Source organism: Phytoactinopolyspora limicola (assembly GCF_011320225.1).
Classification (GTDB): Bacteria; Actinomycetota; Actinomycetes; order Jiangellales; family Jiangellaceae; genus Phytoactinopolyspora; species Phytoactinopolyspora limicola.
Genome location: NZ_JAAOEN010000014.1, coordinates 106155 through 116740, shown reverse-complemented (window position 1 = coordinate 116740; position 10586 = coordinate 106155). Strand labels below are relative to the sequence as shown.

The following is a 10586-nucleotide window of genomic DNA, read 5'->3' as shown; positions in this document are numbered from 1 at the left end:
AGGAATCCCGAAACCACGATCAACCATGCCGCGCATACACACGACACAACCACCGCGGAACGGGGGTTAAATTGGCATCGACAATTATTATGGCACGCTGTTGAGTTCTCAAGAATCGGACGCAATCCTTGCTCATCTCTTTCGAGATTCGCCCGGGGCGCTTGGTTTCTATCTTAGGTTTTCCCGGTTATTCGCGTCAAATTCGGATCTGAGTCCGAATCGCCGAGATGAAGATCTTGCGATCCTCGATCGGGACAACCGTTCTAGCTTACAACGCCCGGCGCCTCGGAGCAAGTCCTTGTCACCTTCGGGCGAGGTCCGCGTGACGTCCTCCAAGACGGCACTCGTGTGCCACTCAGAAGGTCATCAGGCGGGTTGGCTTCCACGGGCCGGCCACCATCTCAGGTGTCCCGCGCCCCGCGGGCCGAAGAGAAACTTACGACCAACTCCGGGCCAACGTCAAATCGCCTGGACGCGTCGCCGGACATCACCGACATCGCTGGTCGAATAGGAGTCGATCACCTCCCGATGTGCCAGTTCCAGACCCATCCGCGGGCCCACCACGAGCTCCGACGGGCGCCGCGCTCGTGCCCATCCCCCAACCAGCGACATATACCGAGCCGGCTCCAACTCCACGTCCAATAGACGCCGGTCACCCCCTTCCGGAGCGGCCATGTACGAGGCCGGGGCCACGTTCCTGGCCGCCGGCGGCCCGGGCAAGGCCGACTTCGGCCTCCTGGCCCCGCACTTCACAACCGACGTGGTGTTGTATCAGGCCGACGCACTGCCCTACGGCGGGGTGTGGCGCGGACACGCGGGCATCGAGGGCAACATGCTGGCGATGGCGGAGACGTGGGAGCAGTTCGACTTCACCGACCAGCGGTTTCTCGTGACCGGCGAGACGACCGTGGTGCTGACTCAGGTCCGGACACGGGCCCGCGCCACCGGCCGGGAGCTGACCTTTCCGATTCTGCAGACCATCACTCTCGACCACGGCCAGATCACCGAGGTACGTCCGTTCTACTGGGACACCAACGCCATCGCCGACGCCTGCGGCACATCAGGTGGCGCCTGACGACGCAGGTTCACGAACGCCCGGCTACGACGGACGTTCCTCGGTCGCCTCGAGAAACACGACGGGAATCACCCGATCCGTGTTCAGCTCATAGGTCCGATACCCGTGGTAAGCGGCCAGCACCCGCGGCCACCATGCGGCGCGCTCGTCCGCATCGGCCACCCTCGCCCGGACTCGCCACACCTTCGACCGCACCTGCACGAGCGCGCTTGGCTCGACCTGCAAGTTCTTGAACCACTCCGGGTGTTCAGGACGACCACCCCACGACGCGATCACCACGGGTGTGTCGCCATCGAGCAGATAGAGCAACGGGACGGTGTGTGGCTTGCCGGTTGTGCGCCCCCGGGTGGTGAGCAGCAACATGTCGTTGTTCACCAGCCGCCGTCCAACGCGACCGCCGGTGAGCCGATACAGCCAACTGTGCAGTCTGGAGAGCCGGCGAGCTGTGGTGTCGCGCATCGTCCCGAGTCTACGATCCGGGGCACACCGGCCAGCACCCAACCGGTTGGACGTCGCCCCGGCGGTTCAGGTGCTCACCGTAGCGAAGATGGCCTGGCCAGCTCAGCACGCACCCCTAACAGGCGCACCGGACGACGGTCGGTGAACTTCTCGAGGGCCGCGGACGCCGCCTGCTCGATGGCACCCGCGGAGGTTCCGGGTTCTGGCATGGTCACACCGTGGGTGTAGGTGAAGAACGGCGCGTATCGCACCTTCACGACGATGCGCACCACCGGCCGTCCGGTATCGGCGACGTCCTCCGCCACCCGGCCGGCCAGTCTGGCCACCTGCTCACGCACCTCCTCCCAGTCGGTGATGTCCTCCTGAAACGTCACCTCTCGCCCGTGCGAACGGGCCTGGTGTGGCTCCCCCGAGACCCGGGATCCCGCCCTCCCCTGGCCGATCTGGACCAGCCATGGCCCGGTGCGCGGGCCGAAGGTGGCAGCCAGCTCGCCGGGGTCGGCGGCCGCGAGCTCACGCACCGTCGTGATACCAAGCGCCGCCAGCTTCGTGGCCGTCTTGCGCCCGATTCCCCACACGGCATCCGTCGGCTGGTCACCCAAGACGTCGAACCAGGTCTGATACGTCAGCCGGAACACCCCGGCGGGTTTGCCGTAGCCGGTGGCCAGCTTGGCGTGCAGCCGGTTCTGGCCGATACCGACCGAACAGTCGAGCTGAGTCCGAGCCCGGACGCGGTGCTGGATACGACGGGCCGTCGATTCGGGGGCGTCGTCGTTCGTCAGCTCGACGAACGCTTCGTCCCAGCCGAGCACCTCAACCACGCCGAACTCGCGTAGGACGGTCATCACCTCGGCCGAGACGGCCTCGTAGGTTTCGCGGTCGACGGGGAGGAACACCGCCTCCGGGCAACGACGCGCGGCCAGGCGCAAGGGGATGCCCGAATGGACACCGTACTCGCGAGCTTCATATGACGCCGTGCTGACGACCCCTCGCTTGGTGGGGTCACCGTCGCCACCAACAACAACCGGCCGGCCGCGCAGCTCCGGACGGCGCAGGATCTCGACCGCGGCGAGAAACTGATCCAGGTCGACGTGGAGGACCCACCTCATGGGACGGCCCTGCTCCCGGTGATCATTGGCTTTTGACTACCGCATTCGGTAGTCAAAAGCCAATGATCACCGGGAGGGGCAGCGCACGGGGCTGCCGAACCCACGGCCGGCGCTGACCTCGGCCCGGATGGCGGAAATTTGATCACGCACGCGGTCCGGCGCGGTACCGCCCTTGGCTGACCGGGACGCCAGCGCCCCCGGCACACTGAGGACCTCCCGCACCTGTGGCGTGAGGTGTTCGGACACTGCCGCCAGTTCGTCGTCACCCAGATCCCACAGCTCGATACCGCGCTCCTCGCACACTCGTACACAGGCGCCGGCGATCTCATGGGCCTCGCGGAACGTCACTCCCTGCCGGACCAGCCACTCCGCCACATCGGTAGCCAGCGAGAATCCCTGCGGCGCCAGCTCCTCCAGGCGGGCAACGTTGAACCGCAGCGTCGCCACCATGCCGGTGAACGCGGGCAGCAGCACCATCAGCGAGTCGACGGAGTCGAAGACCGGTTCCTTGTCTTCCTGTAGGTCGCGGTTGTATGCCAGCGGCAGCGCCTTCAGCGTCGTCAGCAGCCCGGACAGGTTGCCCACCAACCGGCCGGCCTTCCCCCGGGCCAACTCGGCGACGTCGGGATTCTTCTTCTGCGGCATGATCGACGAACCGGTGGCCCAGGCGTCGTCGAGCTCGACGAACGAGAATTCCTTCGTGGCCCACAGGATGATCTCTTCGGCCAGCCGCGAGATGTCGACGCCGATCATGGCGAGGACGAACGCCATCTCCGCCACGAAGTCCCGCGACGCCGTGCCGTCGATCGAGTTCTCCACCGCGCTGGAGAATCCCAATTCGTGGGCGACGAATTCCGGGTCCAAACCCAGTGACGACCCCGCCAACGCACCAGAACCGTACGGGGATTGATCGGTCCGGCGGTCCCAGTCGCGCAGCCGGTCCACGTCACGCACCAGAGCCCACGCATGGGCGAGCAGGTGGTGGGAGAGCAACACCGGTTGCGCGTGTTGCAGATGGGTGCGGCCGGGCATGGCGACCCCCAGATGGGTATCCGCATGTGCGACCAGCACGTCGACGACGTCCAGTACCTGGCCGGCCACCAACCGCGCGGCGTCGCGCAGGTACATCCGGAACAGGGTTGCCACCTGGTCGTTGCGGGAACGCCCAGCACGCAGCTTGCCACCCACCTCTGGGCCCACACGCTCGATCAGCCCACGTTCGAGGGCGGTGTGGACGTCTTCGTCGTCCGGTGCCGGGAGGAACTCACCCGATGTGACGTCGGCGGCGAGCCGGTCCAGGCCGCGGATCATGGCCGCCAGCTCGTCGTCGCTGAGCAGGCCGGCCCGATGCAGGACGTTCGCGTGGGCCTTGGACCCGGCGACGTCCTGAGGTGCCAGCCGCCAGTCGAAGTGTGTCGACTTGGACAACGCCGCCAGCGCGGCCGCCGGCCCTCCGCCGAACCGGCCGCCCCACAGGCTCACCGGCTCGTCCGACTGCCCTGGCTGCTCCGCCTCAGACATCTGTCTCCTCTTCTCCTTCTCCATGATCGTCTGCCGTTTCGCGCCTTCCCCTCCCGTGATCGTCTGCGGGATCCGGTCGCTATAGCGACGCGAATCTGCTCACGATCACCGGGAGGGTGGGCACGAATCCGCTGATGATCACGGGCTCAGGCGTTCTTGTGATCGCGGACCGCGGCAAGCTTGGTCGGCAGGCCGAACAGCTCGATGAAACCCTTGGCGTACGACTGGTCGAACGTGTCGCCAGTGTCGTACGTCGCCAGCCCGAAATCGTAGAGGCTCTGCTCGGATCGCCGCCCGGTGACGACGGCCCGGCCGCCGTGCAACGTCATCCGCACCTCCCCGGACACGTGTGCGTTCGCGTCGGCGATGAACCCGTCCAGCGCCTTCTTCAGCGGCGACGACCACAATCCGTCGTACACGAGCTCACCCCACCGCTGGTCCACTATCCGCTTGAACCGGGCCAGCTCCCGCTCGACGGTGACGTTCTCCAACTCTTGGTGCGCGGTGATCAGCGCGAGCGCGCCAGGGGCCTCGTACACCTCACGGCTCTTGATCCCCACCAGCCGGTCCTCCACCATATCCAGCCGGCCCACCCCCTGCGCACCGGCGCGCTGGTTGAGCAGCTCGATCGCCTGCAGCATGGTGACCGTCTCACCGTCGATGGCGACGGGGCGGCCGGCGTCGAAGGTGATGACGACCTCCTCCGGGTCACGGGGGGTCGCCGGGTTCTGCGTATAGGTGTAGACCGCCTCGGTTGGCGAGTTCCAGATGTCCTCCAAGAAACCGGTCTCGACGGCCCGGCCCCACACGTTCTGGTCGATCGAGAACGGGTTGGATTTCGTCGTCTCGATCGGCAGCTCGTGTGTCTCGGCGTACTCGATCGCCTTCTCCCGGGTTAATGCCAGATCTCGAACCGGGGCGATACACCTCAGCTCCGGCGCCAGCGCGGTGATGCCGACCTCGAACCGCACCTGATCGTTTCCCTTGCCGGTGCATCCGTGGGCCACCGTCGTCGCTCCGTGCAGTTCGGCCGCCCGCACCAGATGTTTGACGATCACCGGCCGCGACAACGCGGACACCAATGGGTAGCGATCCATGTACAGGGCGTTGGCTTTCAGCGCCGGCAGACAGTATTCGTCGGCGAACTCGTCGCGTGCGTCGACGACGTACGCCTCGACCGCGCCACAGGCCAGCGCCCGCTTGTGGATGGTTTCGAGGTCCTCGCCGCCCTGCCCGACGTCGACGGCGACAGCGATCACCTCGGCACCGGTGGCCTCGGCGATCCAGCCGATAGCCACCGACGTGTCGAGGCCACCGGAGTATGCAAGAACGATCCGTTCAGTGGTGGTCATAACGGGCTCCCAATAAGTGAAGTCGATAGGTCGGTTTGTGGTGGGTGGAGCCGACGACAGACACCGCCACGACGCACGGCGGCGTCAGTCCGTGCTGGGCGAGCGGACGCCATGGGGCGCCGACGGCGCCGGGACCCGCCCTTCGGCCAACGCCAGGAACCACGCGGCCACCCGTTCACCGCCCGCCGGATCCGCGGTGATCACCAAGACGGTGTCGTCCCCGGCGATCGTGCCGAGCAGCTCCGGCCGCGCGGCGTGGTCGATAGCCGACGCCAGGTACTGGGCCGCACCCGGCGGGGTACGCAACACAACGAGGTTCGCCGAACTGCGTGCCGAGGTCAGGATCTCCTCACACACCCGGACCAGCCGGGCGTCGACAGCGCCCTCCTCAGCCGCCCGCGGCGTCGGATCGCCACCCTCGGAGGGCAGCGCGTAGACCAGCCAACCCTGCGAGTTGCGGATCTTCACCGCGCCCAACTCGTCGAGATCGCGAGAGAGCGTGCCCTGAGTCACCTCGATGGCGCTGTCCGCCAGCCGATCGGCCAGCTCCGTCTGCGAACGCACCGGAATCTGCGCCAGGATTTCGACGATCCGGGCATGCCGCGCCGCACGCGTCGTCGGCGGGGTCATCGTCGCCGCACCAACCAGGTGAGCAGCGCCTTCTGCGCATGCAACCGGTTCTCAGCCTCGTCCCACACGGCGCTGGCCGGACCATCGATGACGTCCGCGGCGATCTCCTTACCCCGATACGCCGGCAGGCAATGCAGCACGACGACGTCCGCCGCGGCAGCGGCCACCGCCTTCGCGGTCAGCGCGTACGGCACGAACGGCGCCTCCCGGTCCTCCGCCTCTCCCTCCTGGCCCATCGACACCCAGGTATCCGTGGCGAGCACGTCAGCGCCGGTGAACGCATCGAAGGGGTCGACGACATGAGCGACCGAACCACCGGTCCGTGTGGCCAACTCGGCCGCACGAGCCAACACGGCGGCATCCGGCGCGTAGTCCGACGGTGCGGCGATCCGCACGTGCATACCGGCGTTCGCCCCGGCCAGCAGATAGGAGTGGGCCATGTTGTTCGCACCATCGCCGGCGTAGGTCAGAGTCAGGCCGGCCAACGTTCCCCGACGTTCCCGCACCGTCTGCAGATCTGCCAACAGCTGACACGGGTGATACAGATCGGTGAGCGCGTTGACGACGGGCACCGACGACGCCGCCGCCATCGCCTGCAGCCGGGTCTGCTCGAACGTGCGCCAGACGATCGCCGCGCACTGCCGGTCGAGCACCCGGGCGGTGTCCTCGATCGGCTCGCCTCGTCCCATCTGCGACGTCTGGGCGTCGATGACGAGCGGATACCCACCCAGTTCGGCGATGCCGACGCTGAACGACACCCGGGTGCGGGTGGAGTGTTTGTCGAAGATGACGGCGACGGCTCGTGGCCCCTCGAGGGGACGGTGGGCGAACCGGTCCGCCTTGATCTCGTCGGCGAGGTCGAGGACCTCGGTCAGTTCGGCTGGTGCGAGATCGTCGTCGGCGAGGAAGTGCCGAACCATCACGCCTCCTTCCACGTCTGGCATTGGCGAGTTGTCCGGCCGGAGAGAGTGGGGTGGGTGGTCATACCGGCTCCCGGACGTCGAGCAGCGTCGGTAAGGCGGAGAGGAACTCATCGGCCTGGTCGACGGTGAGGATCAGCGGCGGCGCCAAACGAATCGCATCCGGTGCGACGGGATTGACGATGAAACCGGCCGCCAGGGCCGCGGCCGCCACCTGTGCGGCCACCGGCGACGTCAGCCCGATCCCCAGGAGCAGGCCTCGACCACGCACGCCGCTCACCAGCGGGTGACCCAGCCCTCGGATACCGTCGACGAGGTGAGTGCCCACGGCGCGGACGTTGACGAGGAGCTCATCGCGTTCGATAGCGTGCAGCACAGCCAGTCCGGCTGCCGCCGCGACCGGGTTGCCGCCGAACGTCGTGCCGTGTGAGCCGGGGCCGAGAAGATCCGCCGCCCGCCCGAGGCCGATACACGCACCCACCGGGAACCCGCCACCTAAACCTTTGGCGACTGTCACAACGTCCGGCGTGACGCCGTCGGCGTGGTGGGCGAACCACTCCCCCGTCCGGCCAATACCGGTCTGCACCTCGTCGATCACCAGCAAGGCCCCGTGGTGTTCGGTGATCTCCCGCGCGGCGGCCAGGTAACCGGGCGGCAGCGGTCGGACGCCCGCCTCTCCTTGCACGGGTTCCAGGAACACCGCCGCGGTGTGTTCGTCGACAGCCGAACGTAGCGCTTCCACGTCGCCGAACGGCACATGGACGACACCACCGGGCAACGGCTCGAACGGTTCGCGGATGGACGGCTTCCCGGTCAACGCTAGGGCACCCATACTGCGGCCGTGGAATCCACCGTCGACGGCGATCACGGTAGGGCGGCCGGTGCGTCGGGCGATCTTGAAAGCGGCTTCGTTGGCTTCCGTTCCGGAGTTGGTGAAGAACACCTTGCCCGGCGTCGATTCCGTATCCGCGCGCAGCAGGTCTAGGAGCCGCTCGGCCAGGGCGATCTGTGGCGCCGACGCGAAGAAGTTGGACACGTGGCCCAGGGTCGCCAGCTGGGCGGTCACCGTGGACACCAGCAGCGGATGGGCGTGTCCCAGGGCATTCACCGCCAGCCCACCGAGAAGATCCAGGTAACGACGGCCGTCAGCGTCCCAGACGTAGCAGCCCTCACCTCGCACCAGCACCTTCTGCGGCTGGCCGAAGGTGTTCATCAGCGTCTGGCCGTAGCGTTCCAGCCACCCGTCGTTGGCCGTCCCCGCACCTGTCAGGCCGGACAACTCCGCCGCCAGCGCCGACGCGTCGGCCGCCACTGACAACTCGCCGTGCTGCGTCATGACGGCACCACCATCGTTCCCACTCCCTCGTCGGTGAAGACCTCAAGTAGCAGCGAGTTCGGCAGCCGACCGTCGATCACCGTCGCCTCCGGCACGCCACCTTGGACAGCCCGCAGACACGCCCGCATCTTCGGCACCATTCCGGCGTCCAGAGTCGGCACCAGCTCGGCCAGCTCGGCCGCGGTCATCTCTTTGACGATGTCGGTGGAGTTCGGCCAGTCCCGGTAGAGCCCCTCTACGTCGGTCAGGACCACAAGTTTCTCCGCTCCGAGCTCGACCGCCAGGGCCGCTGCCGCGGTGTCCGCGTTGACGTTGTGTACTACGCCGTCGACGTCCGGCGCCACCGAGGAGACCACGGGGATCCGGCCGGCCTCGATCAGGTCGAGGACGGCGTCGGCGTTGACCCGCGCCACATCCCCAACCAGTCCGATGTCGACTTCTTCGCCATCCACGATCGCCGCTTGACGCTCCGCGGTGAACAGCCCGGCGTCCTCACCGGAGAGGCCCACCGCGAACGGGCCATGGGTGTTGACCAGGCCGACCAGTTCCCGGCCGACCTGCCCCACCAGCACCATACGGACCACATCCATCGCTTCTGGTGTAGTGACCCGCAGCCCGCCGCGGAACTCGCTAGTGATGTCGAGTTTGGTCAACATGGCCGAGATCTGCGGGCCGCCACCGTGCACCACCACCGGTTTGAGACCGGCCAGCCGGAGGAAGATGATGTCGTCGGCGAACGCCCTCTTGAGCTTCTCGTCCACCATGGCGTTACCGCCGTATTTGATGACGACGATCTTGCCGTGGAACCGCTTCATCCACGGCAGCGCCTCGATCAGGACACCAGCCTTCGCCAGCGCCTCATGGTGTTCCACCGGCGCGCTCATGTCGAGTACGCCGAGTTCTCGTGGACGTAGTCATGGGTGAGATCGCTGGTGAGCACGGTAGCCACGGCCGACCCTGCGCCCAGCCCTACCTCCACCAGCACGTGCCGGCCGGACATGTCGACGGCGTCGGCCGGCTGTGCCACCTGCGTTCCGCCTGCCTTGCACACCTGTACCCCGTTGATCGTGATGTCGATGTCATGTGGCTCGAACGCGGCGTCCGTCGTCCCTACGGCGGCCAAGGCACGACCCCAGTTGGGATCGTTGCCGAACACCGCGGCCTTGAACAGGTTGCTCCGGGCGATCGCACGGCCCACGTTCACCGCGTCGTCCTCGCTGGCCGCACCGGTCACCGCGATCTCGATGTCGTGGTGGGCACCTTCGGCATCGGTCCACAACTGTTGGGTCAGGTCGGCACAGACCGCGGTCACCGCGGCGGCCAGCTCCTCCGGGCCCGGTTCTACCCCGGAGGCGCCGCTGGCCATGAGGAGCACGGTGTCGTTGGTGGACATACAGCCGTCGCTGTCGAGCCGGTCGAACGTCGTCCGGGTGGCCTGTCGCAGCGCCGCGTCGAGGGTGCCGGCATCGGCCACGGCGTCGGTGGTGAGGACCACCAGCATGGTGGCCAGGCTCGGCGCCAGCATCCCGGCCCCCTTGGCCATACCACCAACGGTCCAGCCGTTGGTGCTGGTGACCGCCTCCTTGGACCGGGAGTCCGTCGTCATGATGGCGACCGCCGCGTCGGCTCCACCGTCGGCGTCGAGCGCGCTGTGTGCTGCGCGGATACCGGCTTCCACCAGTGGGCGATCCAGCGGCTGCCCGATCAGGCCGGTTGAGCAGACCGCGACGTCGAACGCACCACCACCGATCAGATCGGCGACCAGCTCGGCGCTGGCGTGGGTGACCTGGAAACCTTCCGGGCCGTTGTAGCAGTTCGCGCCGCCGGAGTTCAGCACGACGGCGTCCAGCCTGCCATCGGTGATGGTGCGCTCGCTCCACAGCACTGGGTTGGCTTTGCACCGGTTGGTGGTGAACACGGCGGCTGCCTCGCGCCGTGGACCGTCGTTGACGACGAGGGCGACGTCGGGTTTGCCGCTAGGCTTCAGACCGGCGGCCACACCGGCGGCCCGGAATCCGGCCGCTGCGGTGACAGACATGGATGCTCCTTCTTCAGAACACGGACGTTGTGGGCGGTACGGCGGTGTCGTCGCATCGTCGCCGTTTCCACATCGCGGCCGTCCGCGCTACCGCAGCCCACCCTGGGCCCGTCGTCGTTGCGCCCGTCCCCATCCCGGCGCCACCT

10 protein-coding genes are annotated in these 10586 nt (G+C 67.4%); 1 reads left to right on the top strand and 9 read right to left on the bottom strand.

The features are described from left to right. Window positions 1-673 precede the first annotated feature (673 nt). On the top strand, window positions 674-1075 hold the full coding sequence (locus tag G8760_RS23840; RefSeq protein ID WP_166355337.1) for a nuclear transport factor 2 family protein: 402 nt from the start codon (window positions 674-676) through the stop codon (window positions 1073-1075). A gap of 24 nt (window positions 1076-1099) precedes the next feature. Here G8760_RS23840 and G8760_RS23835 read toward each other — a convergent pair whose 3' ends face one another. The 9 genes from G8760_RS23835 to argJ form a co-directional block, all read right to left on the bottom strand. Beyond that, the gene (locus tag G8760_RS23835; protein WP_166355336.1) at window positions 1100-1534 is read right to left on the bottom strand and encodes a nitroreductase family deazaflavin-dependent oxidoreductase; all 435 of its coding nucleotides are present in this window, start codon (window positions 1532-1534) and stop codon (window positions 1100-1102) included. Window positions 1535-1608: 74 nt separating this feature from the next. Then, on the bottom strand, window positions 1609-2643 hold the full coding sequence (locus G8760_RS23830) for a DNA polymerase IV (protein WP_166355335.1): 1035 nt from the start codon (window positions 2641-2643) through the stop codon (window positions 1609-1611). Between the two features lie 66 nt (window positions 2644-2709). After that, the gene (argH, locus tag G8760_RS23825) at window positions 2710-4164 is read right to left on the bottom strand and encodes an argininosuccinate lyase (protein WP_166355334.1); all 1455 of its coding nucleotides are present in this window, start codon (window positions 4162-4164) and stop codon (window positions 2710-2712) included. A 146-nt stretch (window positions 4165-4310) separates the two neighbouring features. Next, window positions 4311-5516 carry an argininosuccinate synthase gene (locus tag G8760_RS23820; RefSeq protein ID WP_166355333.1) on the bottom strand — a complete coding sequence of 402 codons (1206 nt, stop codon included), beginning with the start codon at window positions 5514-5516 and terminating at the stop codon, window positions 4311-4313. 84 nt (window positions 5517-5600) lie between these two features. Then, complete coding sequence (locus G8760_RS23815) at window positions 5601-6146, bottom strand: arginine repressor (RefSeq protein WP_166355332.1); 546 nt, start codon at window positions 6144-6146, stop codon at window positions 5601-5603. Beyond that, a complete protein-coding gene (gene argF / locus G8760_RS23810; RefSeq protein WP_166355331.1) occupies window positions 6143-7066 on the bottom strand; it encodes an ornithine carbamoyltransferase in 924 nt (307 codons plus the stop codon). The genes G8760_RS23815 and argF overlap by 4 nt, the downstream gene beginning before the upstream one ends. 61 nt (window positions 7067-7127) lie before the next feature. Next, on the bottom strand, window positions 7128-8402 hold the full coding sequence (locus tag G8760_RS23805) for an acetylornithine transaminase (RefSeq protein ID WP_166355330.1): 1275 nt from the start codon (window positions 8400-8402) through the stop codon (window positions 7128-7130). Next, a complete protein-coding gene (gene argB / locus G8760_RS23800) occupies window positions 8399-9286 on the bottom strand; it encodes an acetylglutamate kinase (protein WP_166355329.1) in 888 nt (295 codons plus the stop codon). The genes G8760_RS23805 and argB overlap by 4 nt, the downstream gene beginning before the upstream one ends. Next, window positions 9283-10440: a bifunctional glutamate N-acetyltransferase/amino-acid acetyltransferase ArgJ gene (argJ, locus tag G8760_RS23795; protein WP_166355328.1), complete on the bottom strand. Its 1158-nt coding sequence runs from the start codon at window positions 10438-10440 to the stop codon at window positions 9283-9285. Before argJ ends, argB begins: the two co-directional genes overlap by 4 nt. Between the last annotated feature and the right edge of the window lie 146 nt (window positions 10441-10586).

Coding starts and splice junctions, on each gene's coding strand:
- G8760_RS23840 (WP_166355337.1), top strand. CDS start 674: ATGTACGAGGCCGGGGCCACGTTCCTGGCCGCCGGCGGCCCGGGCAAG.
- G8760_RS23835 (WP_166355336.1), bottom strand. CDS start 1,534: ATGCGCGACACCACAGCTCGCCGGCTCTCCAGACTGCACAGTTGGCTG.
- G8760_RS23830 (WP_166355335.1), bottom strand. CDS start 2,643: ATGAGGTGGGTCCTCCACGTCGACCTGGATCAGTTTCTCGCCGCGGTC.
- argH (WP_166355334.1), bottom strand. CDS start 4,164: ATGTCTGAGGCGGAGCAGCCAGGGCAGTCGGACGAGCCGGTGAGCCTG.
- G8760_RS23820 (WP_166355333.1), bottom strand. CDS start 5,516: ATGACCACCACTGAACGGATCGTTCTTGCATACTCCGGTGGCCTCGAC.
- G8760_RS23815 (WP_166355332.1), bottom strand. CDS start 6,146: ATGACCCCGCCGACGACGCGTGCGGCGCGGCATGCCCGGATCGTCGAA.
- argF (WP_166355331.1), bottom strand. CDS start 7,066: ATGGTTCGGCACTTCCTCGCCGACGACGATCTCGCACCAGCCGAACTG.
- G8760_RS23805 (WP_166355330.1), bottom strand. CDS start 8,402: ATGACGCAGCACGGCGAGTTGTCAGTGGCGGCCGACGCGTCGGCGCTG.
- argB (WP_166355329.1), bottom strand. CDS start 9,286: ATGAGCGCGCCGGTGGAACACCATGAGGCGCTGGCGAAGGCTGGTGTC.
- argJ (WP_166355328.1), bottom strand. CDS start 10,440: ATGTCTGTCACCGCAGCGGCCGGATTCCGGGCCGCCGGTGTGGCCGCC.